At 63.9% G+C, this 20426-nt stretch carries 17 protein-coding genes; 13 read left to right on the top strand and 4 right to left on the bottom strand.

The window, feature by feature from the left end; all coding sequences use genetic code 11:
• Nucleotides 1-201 precede the first annotated feature (201 nt).
• Both WDM24_RS32565 and WDM24_RS32570 read left to right on the top strand, forming a co-directional pair.
• Complete coding sequence (locus tag WDM24_RS32565; RefSeq protein ID WP_338828683.1) at nt 202-2451, top strand: hypothetical protein; 2250 nt, start codon at nt 202-204, stop codon at nt 2449-2451.
• Between the two features lie 238 nt (nt 2452-2689).
• The gene (locus WDM24_RS32570; protein WP_338828684.1) at nt 2690-4531 is read left to right on the top strand and encodes a class I SAM-dependent methyltransferase; all 1842 of its coding nucleotides are present in this window, start codon (nt 2690-2692) and stop codon (nt 4529-4531) included.
• A gap of 72 nt (nt 4532-4603) precedes the next feature.
• On the opposite strand, the gene WDM24_RS32575 is transcribed toward WDM24_RS32570, so the two are convergent.
• A complete protein-coding gene (locus tag WDM24_RS32575) occupies nt 4604-5557 on the bottom strand; it encodes an ABC transporter substrate-binding protein (protein WP_338832487.1) in 954 nt (317 codons plus the stop codon).
• Between the two features lie 166 nt (nt 5558-5723).
• Nucleotides 5724-7451 (bottom strand): cache domain-containing protein, encoded by a 1728-nt coding sequence (locus tag WDM24_RS32580; RefSeq protein ID WP_338828685.1) that lies wholly within the window; start codon nt 7449-7451, stop codon nt 5724-5726.
• Nucleotides 7452-7810: 359 nt separating this feature from the next.
• On the opposite strand from WDM24_RS32580, the gene WDM24_RS32585 reads away from it, so the two are divergent.
• Together WDM24_RS32585 and WDM24_RS32590 are read left to right on the top strand one after the other, a co-directional pair.
• Entirely contained in the window at nt 7811-8371 is a 561-nt protein-coding gene (locus tag WDM24_RS32585) for a phosphonopyruvate decarboxylase (protein ID WP_338691526.1), read from the top strand.
• A complete protein-coding gene (locus WDM24_RS32590; RefSeq protein ID WP_338691527.1) occupies nt 8371-8964 on the top strand; it encodes a thiamine pyrophosphate-dependent enzyme in 594 nt (197 codons plus the stop codon). The genes WDM24_RS32585 and WDM24_RS32590 overlap by 1 nt, the downstream gene beginning before the upstream one ends.
• A gap of 14 nt (nt 8965-8978) precedes the next feature.
• Here the strand turns inward: WDM24_RS32590 and WDM24_RS32595 are convergent, their stop codons facing one another.
• Complete coding sequence (locus WDM24_RS32595) at nt 8979-9902, bottom strand: LysR substrate-binding domain-containing protein (protein WP_166298456.1); 924 nt, start codon at nt 9900-9902, stop codon at nt 8979-8981.
• Between the two features lie 122 nt (nt 9903-10024).
• On the opposite strand from WDM24_RS32595, the gene WDM24_RS32600 reads away from it, so the two are divergent.
• The 5 genes from WDM24_RS32600 (at nt 10025) to WDM24_RS32620 (ending at nt 15566) form a co-directional block, all read left to right on the top strand.
• The gene (locus WDM24_RS32600; protein ID WP_338828686.1) at nt 10025-11194 is read left to right on the top strand and encodes an acyl-CoA dehydrogenase family protein; all 1170 of its coding nucleotides are present in this window, start codon (nt 10025-10027) and stop codon (nt 11192-11194) included.
• Between the two features lie 11 nt (nt 11195-11205).
• The gene (locus tag WDM24_RS32605; protein ID WP_338828687.1) at nt 11206-12303 is read left to right on the top strand and encodes a CaiB/BaiF CoA-transferase family protein; all 1098 of its coding nucleotides are present in this window, start codon (nt 11206-11208) and stop codon (nt 12301-12303) included.
• A 224-nt stretch (nt 12304-12527) separates the two neighbouring features.
• Nucleotides 12528-13376: an FAS1-like dehydratase domain-containing protein gene (locus WDM24_RS32610; protein ID WP_338828688.1), complete on the top strand. Its 849-nt coding sequence runs from the start codon at nt 12528-12530 to the stop codon at nt 13374-13376.
• Between the two features lie 105 nt (nt 13377-13481).
• Nucleotides 13482-14534, top strand: a complete 1053-nt coding sequence (gene hisC, locus WDM24_RS32615; RefSeq protein WP_338828689.1) for a histidinol-phosphate transaminase — start codon at nt 13482-13484, stop codon at nt 14532-14534.
• Nucleotides 14535-14675: 141 nt separating this feature from the next.
• Nucleotides 14676-15566: an MBL fold metallo-hydrolase gene (locus WDM24_RS32620; RefSeq protein WP_338828690.1), complete on the top strand. Its 891-nt coding sequence runs from the start codon at nt 14676-14678 to the stop codon at nt 15564-15566.
• A 59-nt stretch (nt 15567-15625) separates the two neighbouring features.
• Here the strand turns inward: WDM24_RS32620 and WDM24_RS32625 are convergent, their stop codons facing one another.
• A complete protein-coding gene (locus tag WDM24_RS32625; RefSeq protein ID WP_338828691.1) occupies nt 15626-16231 on the bottom strand; it encodes a VOC family protein in 606 nt (201 codons plus the stop codon).
• A gap of 114 nt (nt 16232-16345) precedes the next feature.
• On the opposite strand from WDM24_RS32625, the gene WDM24_RS32630 reads away from it, so the two are divergent.
• From WDM24_RS32630 to mdlC, 4 genes are all read left to right on the top strand, one after another.
• Nucleotides 16346-16852, top strand: coding sequence for a helix-turn-helix domain-containing protein (locus WDM24_RS32630; RefSeq protein WP_338828692.1), 507 nt, complete (start codon nt 16346-16348; stop codon nt 16850-16852).
• Between the two features lie 113 nt (nt 16853-16965).
• A complete protein-coding gene (locus WDM24_RS32635) occupies nt 16966-17349 on the top strand; it encodes a tautomerase family protein (RefSeq protein ID WP_338828693.1) in 384 nt (127 codons plus the stop codon).
• 139 nt (nt 17350-17488) lie between these two features.
• Nucleotides 17489-18376, top strand: a complete 888-nt coding sequence (blaBJP, locus tag WDM24_RS32640; protein WP_338828694.1) for a BJP family subclass B3 metallo-beta-lactamase — start codon at nt 17489-17491, stop codon at nt 18374-18376.
• Between the two features lie 144 nt (nt 18377-18520).
• On the top strand, nt 18521-20146 hold the full coding sequence (mdlC, locus tag WDM24_RS32645; RefSeq protein ID WP_338828695.1) for a benzoylformate decarboxylase: 1626 nt from the start codon (nt 18521-18523) through the stop codon (nt 20144-20146).
• The last annotated feature ends 280 nt before the right edge of the window (nt 20147-20426 follow it).

Genomic DNA, 20426 nt, shown 5'->3' on the forward strand with positions numbered 1-20426 from the left:
AAAGGCTTTGGCCCGGTGCGATGTAAACGGCAACGACGCAACCTCGACGTGTTCACGCAAGCTTTTCCGGCCTCATGCTAGGACCGCAGGCATCCTCGCCTGCTGGCGACGAACAGGATCAATTTCAAGATCGATCGTATTTGGCAAGCGGCGGCAGGCCAGGACGCCTGCGGTCCGGGTGCCGCCAAAGGGAAAACGCCAATGTCATCTCCACGTGCAGCACCGACCGTACTCGACGTCTACACGCAGGGAGCCCCCTGGACCAACGCCACTCCGAACCGCATTCTGAAAACCACCGCAGTACCGGTTTCATTGCCTTATATCGGAATGACCGCGTGGGACGCGAACACCGCACGGTTCAGCGCGGTTTCCGCTCCCGATCCAACAACAGGAATACAGTATTTTTGTCTTGTCCTGGACGATGGCGGCACGCCAACCGGGATGCGCTATGACTTTAGCCTCAATCCGGTCGCCATACCTGATCATCCAGACACAGCAGCAGGCGTCTTCATGACCCTCACTGACGGCTGTCAACTCTCCACGTTCTACGGATGGACCTACATCATCGATCCGGCGAGCGGCGGCCACTACTTCGTCTGCGCTGCATCAGGCACAACACCATCTCCAACGAACGGCCTGTATTGGATTTGCCTGACTGAAACCTACAAACTACTTCCGCCGAGCATGCAGCCGTACCAACCGGCCTCCGGAATAGAACCGCAGGGGGTCTGGTCGACCGGCGACACCGTCTGGTTCACAAAACAGGACGGCTCACTTTGGCAAGTCTTGCTTGCCGATGTGCTCGCGAACAAGACCACCTCGTTGCAGCAGGTCAGCTCAACGGGAACTGTTCAAGGCGTCATTTCCGACGGCGCAGCTGCTCCGACGTATTATGTGCTTTCGGTGGTTGCGACCAGCGGCGGCTACAGCCTTGTCCAGTTTCAAGCGGGCAATCCGGCAAACGCCGTGACGATCGAGGCGGGCTTTAATCCTGGCGGAATCAAGACGACCCCCGACGGCGCCGTCTGGAAGGTCATTTCCGATTTAAACCCCGGCGATCTTCAGCAGCCGAAGTCGGAAGTCCGCTTGCTTGTCCCCAGCTATCCCGTGCGAGGCCAGCTCCCTGCGTGGGTCGATCCGTTTCTCACCGCCGATCCATCGCTTTATGCCGCCGGACTGACGCAATCCATCATGGATGCGATCCCACTCTCAGCCACGAACATTTTGCTTTTAACGACCCCGAATGCGAGCTCCTACAGCCTGAATCCCACCGATCCGACCATGCTCTGGCAGATGACTCGCGTTGGAATCGGAGTCTTCGATCAACCGGCGATTCCCTTGAATGTATACACCGGCACAGCACTCACCGCTTACTCCCAGATCAGCCAGGACTTGATCAACGCCGGCCCAAGCGCAAACGACATCAGGGCGCAGTATAGCCAGATGTCTTCAGCGCAGGCCGCTGACTACATCGCCGCTCTTTCAACGATGACCGTGCCCCCGGCCTTCACGGAACCTGCTGTGTGGAATGGCGTTCAGACCGACCTTTACAACGAGTTGAGTAACCTGGTGTCGACGTCGTCGTTTTGGACCGCGATTACACAGCTCGTCTGGGTGCAAAGTCAGGTCGAAAGCCTGGCGGCAGGTTCCGTCTCAGGCAATCTCGCGATCAAGACAACCGCAACCTTGATCAACAGTACCTCTCGTCAGGTTAACGCCTTGAACATTGCCAGCCTGACGACGGGCGGCACAGCCTCCGTTCTCACGTTCATCGGAGGTATCCTGGCGGTCAGCGCGCCGGCAGGCGCTGCGACACTGGGCCTGGCCACAGCAGCCGCGGCGATCGTCGGGCTGATTTGTGCGTTCTTCGGATCTCGAAATACCGACTATTCCATCAGCGTGAGCGATCCGATGTACTACATCAGCGCCAAGCTCGGAGAGATAGACAACGCCCTCGGCAAAGTCTTCACCGCGACACAGGATACAATGACGGCTTACGCCGTGGCCAACACCAAGGACGGCGGGATGTTGGCGACAGTCGGGGCCCTCTACCGAAGCGGTCTATGGACGGCGAGCCCGCCCGACTTCACAAAGGGTTCAACTCTAGTCCCCTCCGATTTTGAGGCCTACTACAACGCGTGCGTACTAACCTATCTCCAAGCGTTCGTGCCCCTCATCACCGGGATGAATCTCATCATTATCGGCGACGGGGAAAAGTGGAGCACCTACAAGGGTCAACCGGTCTATGTAAGTCCTGCGCACACCTGGTGGAATACGATGGGTGACAACTATCAGGGAGCATTGCTGCAATACGCGTCAAAAGACAATCAAAGCAAACCACTCGGCCAGGATCTTGACGCACTGCTGTTCACGACCCTGGGCGTTTCTTATGAGGAAGTGTTTCAGCAATGGAATATTCCGACAACGCCGTCCTGGACCTCGAGCGAATAGACAATGACCCGATAGCGCAGCGCCGGAGCGCTTCGACGATCATCGCGCCGCCGGCGGCGAGAGCATTGGCCGCACCTTGCGAGGCGCATCGTTCATCAGCCACATGGTAGATTATCCTTGGCTGTCAGCGCGGTAGGCCCTATGTCTGCCGGGCATGGGTGATGCGCCACGACGAGCTGCCGCCTTTTCCGGCGTGCTGTTTCGGCGGCGTCTTGCAGCTTGGACCAGTTGACGAGACATGAACCGAAAAGAACGCCGCGCGGCCAATAAGCGACGTGACGACTCCACAAGCAGGCCCGCCGCGCCTGGCTTCGGCTCGGCGGTCATCAGTACCGCTGACCTCGCCGCTCAGGCGAGTCGCTCCTACGGCGCGGGCCGCGTCAGCGAAGCGCAGGAGATTTGCCGGCAAATTCTCGCCCGCGAGCCGGCCCATGTGCAGAGCCTGAATCTTCTCGGCCTGATGGCGCAGGCCTCCGGCGATCACCGCGCCGCAGCGAAGATGTTCGTGAAAGCGATTGCTGCGGACGAGGTGAACGCCGCTTGCCATTACAATGCCGGCTATTCGTACCAGGCACTGGGCAATCGCGCCAAAGCGGCGACGCATTTGAGCAAAGCGCTTGCACTCGGCATGGACGCGAAGGCCGGCAGCCTCATCCTGCAGAGCCCTGTCATTACCAGCCATCTCGGGCGGATTGATGCCAAGTGGCCGCTGCCGGTAACGAACGTCGAATTGTTCGGCACCGAAGGCGTCGCGCCGCTTGCGAGCGACCTCTTCCTGCGCTGTGCGATGGAGACGACGACGCTGGCCAGCATGCCGATCGAGGTGCTGCTGGGATATGCGCGCGCCGAGCTGCTGCGGCTCGCCGGCAATCAAGGCTCGGAGGACGAGGATATCGTCGCCTTTGCGTGCGCGCTCGCCGGGCAATGCTTCATCAACGGGTATGTCTATGGACGGACTGAGGCAGACGCCGAAGGTGCGAGCGCCCTGCGCGATCGGCTGCTGCAGGACCTGGCGTGCGGGGCCGCCATCACGCCGCTCACGCTGGCGGTGGTTGCGGCCTATTTCCCCCTGCATGCCCTGCCGGCGGCGGAAACGCTGCTGCGCCGGGACTGGCCCGCGGCCGTCACCGGCCTGTTGCGGATGCAGCTGCGCGAACCCCTTGAGGAAATGGCCGAGCGCAGCGCCATCACGGCGCTCACTCCCATCAAGAACAGCGTCTCGGTCGAGGTGATGCGCCAGTACGAGGAAAATCCCTATCCGCGCTGGACCATCAACCCGCTGACGGCCCTCGTCGCCGATCAGGCGCGGGGAAAGATCGCCCTGACGGCAGAGCGGCAAGCCAAGCTTGATATTCTGATCGCAGGCTGTGGCACCGGCTCGCACGCGATCCAGATCGCGCAGGTCTATCCGAACGCCCGCTTGCTCGCGGTCGACATCAGCATGACCAGCCTCGCCTATGCGCGCCGTAAGACGCGTGAGCTGGGCCTGCGAAACATCGAATATGCGCAGGCGGATATTCTGGAATTGGGCTCGATCGATCGCACCTTCGACAGCATCGAGTCGGTCGGTGTGCTGCATCATCTTGCCGAGCCGATGGCCGGCTGGCGCGTGCTGGTCCCGCTGCTGCGGCCGGGCGGCACGATGCGCATCGGGCTCTACAGCGATCTGGCGCGCCGCGTGATCGTTGAGGCCCGCGCCCGCATTGCCGCGCGCGGCTATCGCGCCACCGCAGAGGACATCAGAAGGTGCCGCCAGGACATCTTCCGCGAAGCCGAACAGTGGAAGCCGCTGATCGGCGCCAAGGATTTCTACAGCATGAGCGGCTGCCGCGACCTGCTGTTCAACATCATGGAGCATCGCCTGACGATCCCCGAGATCGCGGCATTCCTGAACGATCATGGCTTGTCGTTCACGGGCTTCGAACCGTTTGACGATCCGACGGTGATGGAAAAATTTCGCAAGCAGTTTCCGGGCACGGCCGACGAGGCCAGCCTCGATCAGTGGCACCGCTTCGAGATCGAGCATCCGGAGACGTTCTGGGATATGTATGTCTTCATGGTGGGCAAGAACGCGAACTGAGGCTTCAGGGCGCCATCATAAGCGCACGCGATGCCTCCGACCGGCCGCACGCTCAGTTCGTGCGCAAGCGGCTTACTCGATCACCTCATCCGCGCCGCTGACAACTGAAGCAGAGAACTCGCGGCCAAGCAGCTTGGCGGTCTTCAGGTTGATCACGAACTCGACCTTGGTCACCAGTTGCACCGGAAGATCGGCAGGCTTTTCGCCCTTCAGAACCCGGCCGGCATAGATGCCCGCGCGCCGATGCGACTGCACAAAATCACCTCCATAGCTCATCAACCCTCCAGCCAGGGGGAAGTCGCGGGTCTGCGTGATTGCGGGCACGCCATACTTCGTCGCGAGATCGGCCAGTCGCTGGCTACGAAATGCGAAATAGGGATCGGAGGTGAATACGAGTCCGTTTGCCTGCTCCTTCGCCACGGCAGAGAACAGGGATTCAAATTCATCTTCCTTGCTTGCACTCAGGATCTGCAGCTGGACCCCCAGGGTTTCGGCGGCGGAACGCAGCCTCTGCACTTGTGAACCGGCAGTTGGACTTGTCGGGTTGGTGACGACCCCCAATGTGGTGGCCGCCGGCAGCAGCTCGTGCATCAACTCAAGCCGCTTCGGCGACACGTCGACGCTCAGGCTCGAGACTCCCGTGATATTGCCTCCCGGCCGCGACAGGCTGTCCACCACGCCCAACTGGACCGGGTCGCCGCCCATCTCGAAGACGATGGTCGTGGTGGTGCCGGTCGCTTTGGCGGCAAGTGCGACCGGGGCGCCGCCGGGTGCGACCACCACATCCACATTGCGTGCGACCAGCTCGGCGGCCAGAGCGGGCAAGCGAGCATACTGCCCGTTGGCCCATCGATATTCGATCGCAACGTTGCGGCCCTCCACGAAGCCGACTTCGGCAAGTCCCTGGTGAAATGCTTTCAGCCGACTGCCAAACAGATCAGGCGATTCCGGGCAAAGATAGCCGATGACCGGCATGGACGATTTCTGCGCATGCGAGGATGTCGCCCAGGTAGCGGCGGCGGCCATCAACGAGAGGAAGTCGCGCCGTCTGGCACGTCCGCGCAACGTTGCTGCTCCAGCGTCAACGCATCTCATGCTCACGAACTCGCCGCTCGCCGTCGACCGAAGCATATCTCAGGGGGCTCAGCCAGTCGCCAACGGATTGCGCCGAGCACCCGCGAGCCGGCATCAGCTAGGGCACATCAAAGGAAATTTCGGAGACCGGAACGGCCTCATCGAAGCCCTTGATTTGTCGATTCCCGATCTCCTGCACAGCCCGCTTGCCCCGCACGCTTGCGGCGATCTCGGCGTCGACCAGGATTTCCCGGTCTGCGGCAGATGCGCACAGGCGGGCCGCCAGATTGACCACGCTGCCGATCGCCGTGTAGTCGAGCCGGTCCTCGTACCCGATGCGGCCGACGGTGGCCGGTCCGCCGGCGAGCCCAACGCCGAAGCCGACATGGTAGCCTCGCGATCGCCAGCCGGCGATCAGCCCTTGCACGCGCTTCTGCATTTCGATCGCAAGGTCGACGGCTCTTAACGCCGGCTGCTCGACCGCAACGGGTGCGTTCACCAGCACCATCAGTCCGTCTCCGGAGAAGCTGATGAGCGTTGCTTCGAACTGCGCAATGACCCGGCCCAGAACCTCATAATATTCGGACAGCACGCTCATGACTTCCTCGGGCGCGACGCCGGCGGAAAACGCGGTGAACCCTCGCAAATCGCAGAACACAACGACGACGTCGGTACGGCGGCCATCCAGCACACTGTCGTCGCCGGCCCGATCGACGAGATCCGCGACCTGAGGCGCGAGAAATCGCTTGAGCTTCGCGATACGCTCCTGGTGCTGCTGTGCGAGCGCGAGTTCGGCGGCCATCCTGTTGAAGCTGTTTGCAAGACGCTGAAACTCGTCTCCGGTCTGGATCGAAATGCGGTGCTCGAACGATCCGGCGCCGATCCGTTCCGTCCCCTCCTCGAGCAACTTGATCGGCTCCGTCATCCGGTGCGCAAATGCATAGGCCAGCAGCCCTGCAAACAGGGTGCTGCCTGCGAGAAGCACTGCGGTCCGCCGCAGGGCGGCGTAGATCGGCGCGTAGGCTTCAGAGAGCGGCTGTGCCACTACAACGGTCCAGTCGGGCCCCGCCACGGGAGCCGCGCTGGCGGCAACCTGACGTCCCTGTGCGTCCCGGCTCGTTGCAAAGCCTGCTCCCGGGCCGATCGCGTCGCGTATGGTGCGAAATGGCTGTGAGGTTCTCTCTTCCATCCCACGGAGGACGAGGCTGATGTCGGGATGGGCAATCAGGCGACCCTGACGGTCCAGGACAAAGGCGAGACCGGTCTCACCCACCTTGATCGCCGAAACGACATCCCAGATCAGCTTGAGATTGACTTCGGCGATGGCTGCGCCGACTGCGGTTCGGTTACCCACCAAAGCAACCGTCAAATAGGGTTCCGAGCCCCTGTGATAGCTGACATCGCTGAACCAAACCTGCCTCGCGTGGGCGCCGATCACCGCAGGATCATTCGACCGGTCTGTACGACTTTCAATCCGATTGAGGCCGACCCGCGAGACATAGAGACGCTCCAAGCCGTTGTTGTCGATGAGCGTCAGGCTCACAATGGCAGGCGCTTGACGAAACAGACGCAGCGTATCGGTCCGCCGCTGCTCATCCAGTTCATCGGTCCATGGCAGCTGGACCAGCCAGCCAAGCTGACTTGCAATATCGGAAATGAAGTTATGAATTTCGGCGGCAGCGGACGTCGCCTGAACGCCAAGCAGTTGGTCCAGCCTTGCGCGCTGATCGCGGTAACCGAACCAGGCTTCAATGCTGCCATTGATCGCAATCGGAAACGCGACGGCCAGGAAGAGCACGAGAAAGTACTTTGGGAAGAGGCCGCGAAAGCGATCTCGGACAATCATGCCCCGATACCTGAAAATGCGACGGGTCTATCAATATGCCGAAAATGAAGCCTTGAAATGAAGCTTGCCCTGCGGCCCGGCGGCGGCCGCCATTTTGCATTCTGAAGATAGGGAGCCGCTTTTTTGGCTGCAATGAGGCTGTCTGCCGATCCGGCCAAAAGACGCTCCGTCCGCCTCCCCGCTCGCTTGGCGGCTATACAATTCTGGCATAGCTGCGCAAAGCAGATGCGAAGAGAATATAGCCCCCATCTGGCCTAAAGCCTGTGACGTGAGGCCGCGCCCATGCGCGCCCCTTGTACTGACGCGTTTTTCTTCGCGAACCGATACCCGGTTCGCTCGAAAACGCTACCGCCGAGGCCATGATGGACCAGATTGCCGTTCACCAGGACAACGCGACCAGCACCGACTGGCCGGTTACGATCTACCGCACGCTGAAGGATTTTGGCGTGGCGCAGGTGTCCTATGTCCCCGATGCGGGGCATTCCAAGCTGATCAAGCTGTCGCATGCGGATGCCGACATCAAGACCACCGTGCTGACGACCGAGGAAGAAGGCGTGGCGCTGTCCGCCGGCGCCTGGCTCGGCGGCGATCGCGCGGTGCTGCTGATGCAGTCGAGCGGCGTCGGCAATTGCGTCAACATGCTGTCACTGATGGCAAGCTGCCGCTTCCCGCTGCTGACCCTGGTGACGATGCGCGGCGAATGGGCCGAGTTCAATCCCTGGCAGATCCCGATGGGCCGAGCGACGCCGCAAGCGTTCGAGATCATGGGCACCACCGTGCTGCGGCTGGACAACCCTGACGATGCCGAGGAAGTGGTCTCGGCCGCCGCCTCGCTCGCCTATGACGGCGACCAGCAGGTCGCGGTGCTGATCTCGCAGCGGATGATCGGCCGCAAGAAGTGGACCAAGGAGACGCATTGATGTCAGCTGCAACAGGCACTCTCGATCGCCGCGCCGCCGTGAAGGCGCTGCTCACTGAGCGCGGCGACCTGCTCGTGATCTCCGGGCTCGGCTCCTCGTCCTACGATGTGTTCGACGCCGGCGAGCACCCCGGCAATTTCTATCTCTGGGGCGCGATGGGCGGCGCCGCGATGGTTGGGCTCGGCCTCGCGCTGGCGCAGCCGAAGCGCCCGGTGCTCGTCGTCACCGGCGACGGCGAGCAGCTGATGGGGATCGGCAGCCTCTTGACCATCGCCACCAAGCAGCCCGGCAATCTCTCGATCGCGGTGCTCGACAACGGCCATTTCGGCGAGACCGGGATGCAGCTCAGCCACTCCGGCCTCGGCGCCAGGCTCGAGGTGATCGCGAGCGGCGCGGGCATTGCCAGCATTTCCGATATCGCCGACATGGCCGGCGTTGAGGCCTTCCGCGCCAGCCTGCGCGATCTCGGCGGCGGCCCGCGGCTGGCGCGCATCCGCATCGCCGCCGGCGAGGTCGAGCGCGCGCTGCCGCCGCGCGACGGCACCTACCTGAAAAACCGCTTCCGTGGCCATCTCGGCTTCGCGGTGAAGTGATGCGCAAGCCGCGCTCAGGCGAGCTGGATATCCCAGAGCCCCTCGGCGCGCAGCGCGGCGACCTCGTCGCGCAACAGCTTTGCGAGCAGCGTCATCGCATTGGAGCCGGGATGCTCGACCGGCGAGGCCAGCGTCAGCTCGCGCCGCGGCGCCGGCCGCGCAATGGAGGCGGTCTCGAGCCGCCCCTCCGCCACCTCGGCGCGCACCGAGGACGGCGGCAGCAAGGTATATCCGAGGCCCTCCTCGACCAGGCTGGTCAGCACGCGAAACGAATCCGCCTCGAGCCTGACGTCGAGATCGATCTTCTTTTTGGCCGCGGCATGTTCGAGCAGCGCACGGAGCCCGTGCGAATGACTGGGCAGCACCAAGCGCTGGCGCATCAGCCAGCCGAACTCGACCTGCTTCTTCTGCTTCAGCCCGCTGCCGCGCGGGCCGACCGCGACGATGCTATCGCGGCCGAGGCTCTGCACCGTCAGATGCAGATCGACCGACGGCCCGTAGATCACCGCGAGGTCCATCTCGCCGCGATGCAGCCACTCGATCAGATGGCCGCTGTAGCTTTCGACGATGCAGAGCGAGATGCCGGGATAGCGCTCCACCGTGCGCCGCGCCAGCCGCGCCGACAGCACGCAGCTCACCGTCGGCACCAGCCCGAGCACGACGCGGCCGGACGGTGCGCCGCCGGCGGACTGGATGTCGTCCCGGATCTGGTCGATCTGCCGCACGATGCCGCCGGTGCGCGCCAGCAGCAGCCGGCCGGCATCGGTCAGCACCATGCCGCGGCCGTTGCGCGTGAACAGTTCGGTGCGCAGCTCATGCTCCAGGAGCTTGATCTGCCGGCTCAGCGCCGGCTGCGCGACCCGCAGCGTATCGGACGCCTTGCTCAGACTCCCGAGTTCCGCGACACACGCAAAGGTCCTAAGCTGGCGGAAATCCATACTTGCCAATCCTGGAAGGCAGGTTCATACGCTATAACAAAACAGCATAGGGAGTTTACCGGGGCCCCACAACAGCGGGCGCTTTGCCCGTTTCAGGCGCAACCTCTCGGCAAAACAGCATCATGACCGCACACGACCAGAACATCGACGACCACACAGACATCCGCGACGCGGTGGCAAAACTCTGCGCGCAGTTTCCCGGTGAATACTGGCGCAAGCTCGACCGCCAGATGGCCTATCCGAAGGAATTCGTCGATGCGCTGACAGAGGCCGGCTATCTGTCGGTCTTGATCCCCGAGGAATATGGCGGCGCGGGCCTGAAATTGTCGGCGGCGGCGGCGATCCTGGAAGAGATCCAGCGCGCCGGCTGCAATGGCGGCGGCTGCCATGCCCAGATGTACACGATGGGCACCGTGCTGCGGCACGGCAATGATGCACAGAAAGCCAAGTATCTGCCGAAGGTCGCGACCGGCGAATTGCGGCTGCAGGCGTTCGGCGTCACCGAGCCGACCAGCGGCACCGATACCTCGTCGCTGAAAACCTTCGCGCGCCCCGAGGGCGACCATTACGTCGTCAACGGCCAGAAGATCTGGACCAGCCGCGCCGAATATTCCGACCTTATGGTGCTGCTGGCGCGCACCACGCCGAAGGAACAGTCGAAGAAGCGCACCGACGGGCTTTCGGTGTTCATCGTCGACATGCGCGAGGTCAAGGGCAAGGGCCTGGAGATCCGCCCCATCAGAACCATGATGAACCACGCCACCACCGAAGTGTTCTTCACCGACATGAAGGTGCCGGCGGAGAATCTGATCGGCGAGGAAGGCAAGGGCTTTCGCTACATCCTCTCCGGCATGAATGCCGAGCGCATCCTGATCGCGGCCGAATGCGTCGGCGACGCCAAGTGGTTCATCGCCAAGGCGACCAACTACGCCAAGGAGCGCAGCGTGTTCGGCCGTCCGATCGGACAGAATCAAGGCATCCAGTTTCCAATTGCAAAAGCCTACGCCTCGATGCGCGCGGCCGAGCTGATGGTGAAGGAAGCCACCCGCAAATATGAAGCCGGGCTCGATTGCGGCGCAGAGGCCAACATGGCCAAGATGCTGGCGGCCGACGCCTCCTGGGAAGCGGCCAACGCCTGCGTGCAGACCCATGGCGGCTTCGGCTTCGCCGAGGAGTACGACGTCGAGCGCAAGTTCCGCGAGACGCGGCTCTATCAGGTGGCGCCGATCTCGACCAATCTGATCCTGTCCTTCGTCGCCGAGCACGTGCTCGGCATGCCCCGCTCCTACTGAGTTCTGTGATCATGCTGCCGCTTGAGGGATTGACCGTCATCGCCGTCGAACAGGCGGTTGCCGCGCCGTTCTGCTCGTCACGCCTGGCGGACGCCGGCGCCCATGTGATCAAGATCGAGCGGCCCGAGGGCGATTTCGCCCGCGGCTATGATGCCGCGGCGAAGGGCCAGAGCAGTTATTTCGTCTGGCTCAACCGCGGCAAGGACTCCGCGGTGGTCGATCTCGCCACCAAAGAAGGCCTCGCCACGCTGGAAGAGCTGATCGCAGGCGCCGACGTGCTGTTGCAGAACCTCAAGCCCGGCTCGATGGACAAGCTCGGCTTCTCGCGCGAGCGGCTGCGCAAGGACTATCCGAAGCTGATCATGTGCACGATCACCGGCTACGGCGACACCGGCCCCTATGCCGACCGCAAGGCCTATGACCTGCTGATCCAGGCCGAGAGCGGCCTCGCCTCGATCACCGGCGGCCCCGAAGGCGCCTCGCGCGTCGGCATGTCGATCGTCGATGTCGCGACCGGCGCTACCGCGCATGCCTCGATCCTCGAAGCATTGATTGGCCGCGGCCGCACCGGTGAGGGAGCCGACATCAGGATCTCGATGTTCGACGTGATGGCCGACTGGCTCACCGTGCCGCTGCTCAATGCCGAGGACGGCAAGTCGCCGAAGCGGATCGGCCTCGCTCATCCGTCGATCGCGCCCTATGGCGTATTCCGCTCGAAGGACGGCAAGGAAATCCTGATCTCGATCCAGAGCGAGCGCGAGTGGAAGACGCTGTGCGCCAAGGTGCTGGGACAGCCTGCTCTGCCCGACGATCCGCGCTTTGCCAACATGGTCGAGCGGGTGCGCAACCGCACGCTGACCGACCAGATCGTCAACGACAGCTTTGGCAAGCTCACGCGCGAGGAATTGCTGGCGAAGCTCGCGGAGGCCGACATCGCCTTTGCCGAGGTCAACAGCATGGACGACCTCGCCAAGCATCCGCATCTGCGTCGCATCGAGGTCGACACGCCGAACGGCAAGGTCAGCTATCCGGCGCCGGCCGCGATCGTCGTCGGTGAAGACAGGCACTACGGCAAGGTGCCCGCGATCGGCGAGCGCACCAAACGTTAGGCTGCAATGAGATCAGGCGCGATCGCAATCAAGAACGAGCTGCGCCCCCTCTCCCGCTTGCGGGGGAGGGTTGGGGTGGGGGCTCTCTCCACGAATCCTACCGTGGAGAGAGCCCCCACCCGGCGCTGCGCGCCGACCTCCCCCGCAAGCGGGAGAGGTGTGCCGAGTTTGCCGTCACACCGACGCCATCACGCTCAGATTTCTCTCACCGCGGGCAAAATCTCATGACCGATAAACTCGACCTCGATCATCTCCGCCAGTGGATGGGCCGCTCCCAGGAGGCCTCCGACGTCGTCACCAAATATCTCGTGATGGGGCTGCGCGCGACGCTGTTCCAGGAGATCGGCGAGCCAAAGGCCGGCGATGCCGCGCCGTGGACCACGCATTGGTGCCTGGCGCAGCCGGTGTTTCCGATGTCGCAACTGAGCCAGGACGGCCATCCGACCCGCGGCGGCTTCCTGCCGCCGGTCCCGCTGCCGCGCCGGATGTGGGCCGGCGGCGAGCTCGAATTCTTCGACGCACTGCGCATCGGCGACGACGCCAAGCGGACCTCGCGCATTGCCGACGTCACAGTGAAATCGGGCTCGACCGGCACGCTGTGCTTCGTCTCGGTCAACCACGAGGTCACGACCTCGCGCGGGCTTGCGGTCCGCGAGCGGCAGGACATCGTCTATCGCGAGATGACGACGCAGGCCGCAGCGCCCGCCAAGGCGCCGCCGCCTCCGGTCGCGCAGCATCGCGAGAGCCACGTCTCCGACCCGGTGCTGCTGTTTCGTTATTCGGCGCTGACCTTCAACGGCCACCGTATCCATTACGACCGCGACTACGTCACCAAGGTCGAGGGCTATCCGGGCCTGATCTTCCACGGCCCGCTGCAGGCCTCCTTCATCGTCGAGCTCGCCGCCAGGCTGCGCGACGGCAAGCCGCCGAAGAAGCTGTCCTATCGCGGCGTGCAGCCGCTGTTCGAGGGCAGCGAGTTCTCGATCAATGCCAACGACAAGGACGGCGGCATGGAGCTGTGGACCGCCAACGCCGAGGGCCAGCCGACCATGAAGGGCACGGCGACCTGGTAAGGTCCGCACGCGGCGCTGCTGATTGCGACACAAGATGAACGGCCCGCTTTCGCCGGCGTCTCGCATCCTTTACTGTGATCGCATTCAGCCATGGATCACGGGATCATGAGTCGCTTCTGGAGTTCGGTCGTCCACAATCTGTCGCCATACGTGCCCGGCGAGCAGCCGAAGATCGATGGCCTCGTCAAGCTCAATACCAACGAGAATCCCTACCCGCCGTCGCCGCACGCGCTGGCTGCGATCACAGCGACGACGGATCGACTGCGGCTCTACCCGGATCCCCGTGCAACCGCACTGCGCGAGGCGATCTCAGCGCGCTATGGCGTCACGCCAGACGAAGTGTTTGTCGGCAATGGCTCGGACGAGGTGCTGGCTCACGCCTTTCCGGCGCTCCTGAAGCACGACGCGCCGCTGCTGTTCCCCGACATCACCTACAGCTTCTACCCGGTCTACTGCCGCCTCTATGGCGTCAGCTACGAGGCGGTGCCGCTCGATGCCGCGATGCGGGTGAATTTGACCGACTACCGGCGGCCCGGCAGCGCGATCCTGCTGTGCAATCCGAACGCGCCGACCGGGATCGCGCTGCCGCGTGCCGCAATCGAGGCGCTGCTCCGCGAGCATCCCGACCGCCTGGTGGTGGTCGACGAGGCCTATGTCGACTTCGGCGCCGAGAGCGCCGTGCCACTGGTGGCGCGGCACGACAATCTGCTGGTGGTGCAGACGCTGTCCAAGTCGCGCGCGCTGGCGGGGCTTCGGGTCGGCTTCGCGATCGGCCAGCGCCCGCTGATCGAGGCGCTGGAGCGGGTGAAGGACAGCTTCAACTCCTATCCGCTGGATTGCTTTGCAATCGCGGGCGCGGTCGCCTCGATCGGGGACGAGGCCTGGTTCGAGGAGACACGGCAACGCATCATCCGGAGCCGCGAGGCGCTGGTCCGCGGCCTCACCGAGCTTGGCTTCGAGGTGCTGCCGTCGCTGGCGAATTTCGTGTTCGCCCGCCATCCCGCCCATCGCGGCGCGGATCTCGCCGCGAAGCTGCGCGAGCGCGGCGTCCTGGTCCGGCATTTCCAGAAGCCCCGGATCGAGGACTTTTTGCGCATCACGGTCGGGACGGACGACGAGTGCGGCCGCCTGATCGGCTTGCTGCGCGAGATCGTCTGATCACCGTCCGCAAGCCGCGCAACTTGCGATCGATGGCGGCAACCCGCATAGTGAGCTTCGAGCCGGCGGCGCGGCAAAGCAACTGAACGACGACGCCGCGCCCCGCGGCGAGATGGCACGGTTCTCCGGGAAGGAGCTGTCATGCAATTTGCGATCGGCGACGCGACCGTCGACGTCATCGTCGACGACAATGATTTTGCGCTTCCGCTGTCCGAGTTTCTGCCCGGATATGATCGAAGCCTGATCGAAGCGCATCGCGATATCCTGGAGCCGGTGTTTATCGATCTCGCCCGGGACCAGGCGAAACACGCGATCCAGAGCTTCGTGGTGCGAACGGGCGGACGCACCCTGCTGATCGACTCCTGCATCGGCGAACACAAGGACATCCCCGAGATCCCGGCCTGGCACCGGCGGAGCGGCAGCGGCTTCCTCGATCGGTTGCGCGCGAGCGGCGTCGATCCGGCCGACATCGATCTGGTGTTCTGCACCCATCTGCATGTCGATCACGTCGGCTGGAATACGCGCCAGGACAACGGCCGCTGGCAGCCGACCTTTCCCAACGCGCGCTATCTGTTCGGCCGCCGCGAGCTCGCCGACTGGATGACGCAACACGATGCCGGCCGTGCCGCGCCGATCCACGCCCGCGCCCTGGAACAGAGCGTCATTCCGATCGTCGAGGCAGGCCGTGTCGATCTGGTCGACGACGGCCATGAGCTCGGTCCCGGTCTGCGGCTCGTGCCGCTGCCGGGCCACACCAGCGGGCAGATGGGCCTGCTCGTCGACTACCCACAACATCGTGCGATCTTCTGCGGGGATGCCGTGCACAATCCGGTGCAGGTCTTCCAGCCCGATCTCTCGACGTCATCCTGTGCCGACCCGCGGCTGGCGGGCGAGACGCGCACGAAAATCCTGGCAGAGGCCGCGGACAGCGGCCGGCTCGTCATACCCGCTCACTTCCGCGGCCAGCGCTGCGCCCACATCCGTCGAGACGGCAACGCCTACGCGCCGGTGTTCGACACCGGGCATGGGTGAGACCGTGATGCGCGGCCGCGTGACTTATCGCGATGGAGAGGATACTCCTGTTTGATCGCTCACTCCGGCAGCGGCTGGCCGGCCTGCTCGCGCACGATGTCGTCGGCGTACCAATCCGGCCAGTTCGCATCGTGCCCGCCGGTGCGCTTCTCGTGCTCGCCATGCGCGGCTGCCGCACGGCGGAGCGCGGCGGCGAGATCCGCCGATGACGAGAAGGTCGTGCTGCTGGTATCGACGCGGCCGGGCAGGCGCTGCGTGACCTGCTGCAGCAGCCAGACATTGCCGTCGGGGTCGCTGAACGTGGCAAGCGAACCGTAACTCGGCCGCTCCGGATCGGGTCCCTTGATGCGGCCTTGCGGTCCGCGGTGGAACACCTCGCTGACATCGACGCCGCGCGCGATCAGCTCGGCGCGCGCTGCCTCGATGTCGTTTACGATCAGGAAGCGCGGCAGCGCGGATCCCTTGTCGAGATGAACAGAGGTCGGCGAGCCCGGCGGCGTCAATTGAAGCGCACGGGAGCCGTCCGCCCTGACGAAATCGGCGTCGAGCCGCCAGCCCAGATTTTCATAGAAGCGCTTGGCGCGATCGACATCGGTCACCGGGATCACGACGACTTCGAGCTTCATGTCGACACCCGGTTTCGAACCCTTGCTTTCGGTACTCATGGCTCGCTCCTTGAAATGTGAGAGACCGGGCGGAAGATGCCCGTTGCACCCGCATTCACGATAGCTCATATTACTATGAAAATCATAGCAACAATGCCGGATGAAGAAAACGTGATGTCAAAGCCAAAGGGCAACCCTGCTGACCGAACGCTCTGTCCGGTGGCACGCGCGGAGACCGTCGTGGGCGATCGCTGGACCGTGCTGGTGCTGCGCGAGCTGTTCGCGCGCAACCACCGCTTCGAGGAGATTCAGGCCTACACCGGCGCGACGCCCCAGATGATCGCGGCACGGCTGAAGAAGCTGGAGGCCGACGGACTGGTGACGCGCCGCATCTACAACAAGCATCCGCTGCGCCACGAGTATCATTTGACGGAGAAGGGCGCGGCGTTCTTCCCCGTGATGTTCGCGCTGCGCGCCTGGGGCGAGACCTGGTGCAAGTCGCCCAGGGACGGTCTTTCGATGAACTACACCCACCTCACCTGCGGCAAGCTGGCCGGGCTCGGTCCGGTCTGCCAGGCCTGCGGCGAACCGCTGCATTGGGCCGACACGGTCGCCGAGCGAATGCCAAAATATCAACGAGAGCGCGACGCGCGCTGGGAGGCCTTCAAGGCGACCCGCTGAATTTCCCGACGCCGCCGGCGCAGGCGGACGGCGCGAAAGCATTCGCGCCGTCGCAGCGTCTCGATCACACGGGGCCGACCCGGCCGACCCCCGCACAACAAACGGAGACCACCATGCCATTCGTTCGTATCGACCTGAAACGCGGCAAGTCCGCCGAATACCGCAAGACCCTGGGCGAGATCGTCTACAAGGCGATGCTCGACGTGATCAACGTGCCGCAGAATGACAAGTTTCAGATCATCACCGAGCATGATCGCGGCGACCTGAACTACGCCGAAAGCTATCTCGGCAACAGCGACAGCGACGATCTCATCTTCATCCAGATCACGTTGAATGCCGGGCGTTCGGTCGAGATGAAGAAGGCGTTCTACAAGCGGATCGTGGACGATTTCCAGAACCAGTTGCAGGGCCGCCCGGACGATATCTTCATCAGCCTGGTCGAGGTCGCCAAGGAAAACTGGTCATTCGGCAACGGCATCGCCCAATACGCAAGCTGACCCCGGGGAACAGGGACGCGGCGGACGGTTCGCCGCCTGCATGGCGGCTCAGCAAAATGCCGGCCGTCCGCCGCTTGCGATCGGCATTGCCAGCCCGCATAGTGCGCCCGCACGAACAACAACAAACAGGGAGGCAACCATGAGGACGATCGCAGCCGCGCTGTGTGCGCTCGCGCTGATCGCAACCGGTGCGCAGGCACAGACGCTCAAGGAATTCATGGCCGTGGTCATGAAGAAATGGACCGCGCCGTTCGAACCGTTCCAGCTGATCGGCAACATCTATTATGTCGGCACTGACGGCATCGCGGTCTACATCATCAAGACGTCGCAAGGGCTGATCCTGATGGATACGGCGATGCAGCAGTCGACCGGCATGATCAAGGACAACATCGCCAAGCTCGGCTTCAAGGTCGCCGACATCAAGGACATCCTCAACACACATGCCCATCTCGATCACACCGGCGGCTTTGCCGAGATCAAGCAGGAGACCGGCGCGCAGCTGATTGCCGGCGAACGCGACAAGCCGCTGCTCGAAGGCGGCTACTATCCCGGCGACGAAAAGAACACCGATCTCGGCTTTCCGCCGGTCAAGGTCGACCGCACCGTGAAGGAAGGCGACAAGGTGACGCTCGGCGACGTGACGCTGACCGCGCACACCACGCCCGGCCATTCGCCCGGCTGCACCAGCTGGGAGATGACGGTGAAGGATGGCAACCAGGAGCGCAACGTGCTGTTCTTCTGCAGCGGGACGGTGGCGCTGAACCGGCTGGTCGGCCGCCCCACCTATGCCGGCATCGTCGACGACTACCGCTCGACCTTCGCCAAGGTCAAGGGAATGAAGGTCGACGTGCTGCTCGGGCCGCATCCGGAGGTCTACGACATGCAGGCCAAGCGCGCGCAGATGAAGGACGGCGCACCGAACCCGTTCGTCAAGCCCGGCGAAAACGCCAGCTATGTGGCGGGCCTCGAGCAGGATTTCGACAAGCAGCTCGACAAGCAGACGGCGGCGTTGCAGAAGGCGAATTGATCACGCAGTTTTTCGGCCGTTGCCGCGGCAACTATCGGCGCAGCGGCTTGACATCGCCGGGCAATCCATCGACAGGTGGATTGCCTTTCCGCTTTTGCCGCGCGCAATGACGGAACATAACAAGACAGAAATGGGAACCGCTCGATGTCGTCCCGCAAGCCCGCCGCCACACGCAAAGCCGTCACCGTCAAAGACGCCACCTTCGGCCTGCTGCGCGCGTGGGGCATCCAGAAGGTTTTCGGTAACCCCGGCTCAACCGAATTGCCGTTCCTGAGCGACTGGCCCGACGACATCGATTACGTGCTCGGCCTGCAGGAGGCCTCGGTGGTCGGCATGGCCGACGGCTATGCGCTGGCGACGCGCAATGCCGGTTTCATCAATCTGCATTCGGCGGCCGGCGTCGGCAACGCGCTCGGCAACATCTACAACGCCTATCGCAACCAGACCCCGCTCGTCATCACCGCGGGACAGCAGGCGCGTTCGATCATGCCGCTGCAGGCGTTCCTCTATGCCGAGCGCGCGTCCGAATTCCCGCGTCCCTACGTGAAATTCGCCGTCGAGCCGGCGCGCGCCGAGGACGTGCCGGCGGCGATCGCGCGCGCCTATTATGTCGCAATGCAGCCGCCCTGCGGGCCGACCTTCGTCTCGGTGCCGATCGACGATTGGGCGCATGCGACGCAGCCGCTCGATGCGCGCCAGGTCAGCCGCGAGGTCGGCCCCGATACGTCCGCGATGCAGGCGCTGGTGGCGGCGCTCGGCGAAGCCAAGCGCCCTGCTTTCGTCGTCGGCCCCTCCGTCGATCGCGCGCAAGCCGTCGATCTCATGGTGAAGGTCGCCGAAAAGACCAAGGCTGCGGTCTGGGCCAGCCCGTTCTCGGCGCGCTGCTCGTTCCCCGAGCGGCATCCGCAATTTGCCGGCTTCCTGCATGCCGCACCAGGCCAGCTCTCCGACGCGCTGCGCGATCATGATCTCGTCGTCGTGGTCGGCGCGCCGGTGTTCACCTTCCATGTCGAGGGCCATGCCGCGATCTTCGACGGCGCGACCACGATCTTCCAGATCACCGACGATCCGGACGCTGCTGCGATGACACCCACCGGCCACAGCATCGTCGCGACCATGAAGCCGGCGTTGTCGGCGCTGCTCGAGATGCTGCCCGAGACCAGGCGCGCCGCAGCCGCGGGACGCGTCCTGCCGCCGGCGCCCGCGGCCGGCGATCCGATTCCCGCCGAATACGCGCTGCACGCGCTCGCGGCCGCGATGGGGCCACACGATGCGCTGGTCGAGGAAGTGCCGTCACACCGCCCGCTGATGCAGAAGGCGATGCCGATGCGCGGCCAGGACAGTTTTTACACCATGGCGAGCGGCGGCCTCGGCTACAGCCTGCCGGCCGCGGTCGGCATGGCGCTCGGGCGCAGCGCGGGCCGCACGGTATGCCTGATCGGCGACGGCTCGGCGATGTATTCGATCCAGGCACTGTGGACCGCCGCACAGCGCAAGCTGCCGCTGACGGTCGTGGTGCTCAACAATTCCGGCTACGGCGCGATGCGCTCGTTCAGCCAGGTGATGCAGGTGCGCAACGTGCCAGGCCTCGATTTGCCGGGCATCGATTTCGTCAAGCTCGCCGAAGGCATGGGCTGCGATGCAGTGCGGGTGACGAAATCGGCCGAGCTCGCGAGCGCCTACAAGCGCGGCTTGTCGCATCAGGGCGCGAGCCTGATCGAGGTGATGGTGGATTCCGCCGTGCCGCTGCTCTACACGCAGAAGGCGTAAGATCGCGCCGATCAAGTGGCGGACTTCTGACGCACGCAGTGAGGAGGGCACCAGCGGAAGGGTTCCCTCCCCCCTTGCGGGGGAGGGTTAGGGAGAGGGGTGCCACACGACGTGCTCTCTCAGTATGAGTCTCAACGATGCGCGATCGAAGTTGCCAAAGCGCAACGCACTTCAATCATCTCGCCTGGGGCTTACCGCTCTCCCCAGCCCTCCCCCGACGCAAGTCGGGCCTGCCCGACTTGCGCAAATTTGCAATGCGCAACCGGGGTACACCCCGGTT

Origin of the sequence: Bradyrhizobium sp. 27S5, assembly GCF_037217225.1 — a bacterium.
GTDB classification, from domain to species: Bacteria; Pseudomonadota; Alphaproteobacteria; order Rhizobiales; family Xanthobacteraceae; genus Bradyrhizobium; species Bradyrhizobium septentrionale.

What these genes read in the sequence shown, in the direction of transcription:
- WDM24_RS32565 (WP_338828683.1), top strand. Translation starts at nt 202, where the DNA reads ATGTCATCTCCACGTGCAGCACCGACCGTACTCGACGTCTACACGCAG.
- WDM24_RS32570 (WP_338828684.1), top strand. Translation starts at nt 2,690, where the DNA reads ATGAACCGAAAAGAACGCCGCGCGGCCAATAAGCGACGTGACGACTCC.
- WDM24_RS32575 (WP_338832487.1), bottom strand. Translation starts at nt 5,557, where the DNA reads ATGGCCGCCGCCGCTACCTGGGCGACATCCTCGCATGCGCAGAAATCG.
- WDM24_RS32580 (WP_338828685.1), bottom strand. Translation starts at nt 7,451, where the DNA reads ATGATTGTCCGAGATCGCTTTCGCGGCCTCTTCCCAAAGTACTTTCTC.
- WDM24_RS32585 (WP_338691526.1), top strand. Translation starts at nt 7,811, where the DNA reads ATGATGGACCAGATTGCCGTTCACCAGGACAACGCGACCAGCACCGAC.
- WDM24_RS32590 (WP_338691527.1), top strand. Translation starts at nt 8,371, where the DNA reads ATGTCAGCTGCAACAGGCACTCTCGATCGCCGCGCCGCCGTGAAGGCG.
- WDM24_RS32595 (WP_166298456.1), bottom strand. Translation starts at nt 9,902, where the DNA reads ATGGATTTCCGCCAGCTTAGGACCTTTGCGTGTGTCGCGGAACTCGGG.
- WDM24_RS32600 (WP_338828686.1), top strand. Translation starts at nt 10,025, where the DNA reads ATGACCGCACACGACCAGAACATCGACGACCACACAGACATCCGCGAC.
- WDM24_RS32605 (WP_338828687.1), top strand. Translation starts at nt 11,206, where the DNA reads ATGCTGCCGCTTGAGGGATTGACCGTCATCGCCGTCGAACAGGCGGTT.
- WDM24_RS32610 (WP_338828688.1), top strand. Translation starts at nt 12,528, where the DNA reads ATGACCGATAAACTCGACCTCGATCATCTCCGCCAGTGGATGGGCCGC.
- hisC (WP_338828689.1), top strand. Translation starts at nt 13,482, where the DNA reads ATGAGTCGCTTCTGGAGTTCGGTCGTCCACAATCTGTCGCCATACGTG.
- WDM24_RS32620 (WP_338828690.1), top strand. Translation starts at nt 14,676, where the DNA reads ATGCAATTTGCGATCGGCGACGCGACCGTCGACGTCATCGTCGACGAC.
- WDM24_RS32625 (WP_338828691.1), bottom strand. Translation starts at nt 16,231, where the DNA reads ATGAGTACCGAAAGCAAGGGTTCGAAACCGGGTGTCGACATGAAGCTC.
- WDM24_RS32630 (WP_338828692.1), top strand. Translation starts at nt 16,346, where the DNA reads ATGTCAAAGCCAAAGGGCAACCCTGCTGACCGAACGCTCTGTCCGGTG.
- WDM24_RS32635 (WP_338828693.1), top strand. Translation starts at nt 16,966, where the DNA reads ATGCCATTCGTTCGTATCGACCTGAAACGCGGCAAGTCCGCCGAATAC.
- blaBJP (WP_338828694.1), top strand. Translation starts at nt 17,489, where the DNA reads ATGAGGACGATCGCAGCCGCGCTGTGTGCGCTCGCGCTGATCGCAACC.
- mdlC (WP_338828695.1), top strand. Translation starts at nt 18,521, where the DNA reads ATGTCGTCCCGCAAGCCCGCCGCCACACGCAAAGCCGTCACCGTCAAA.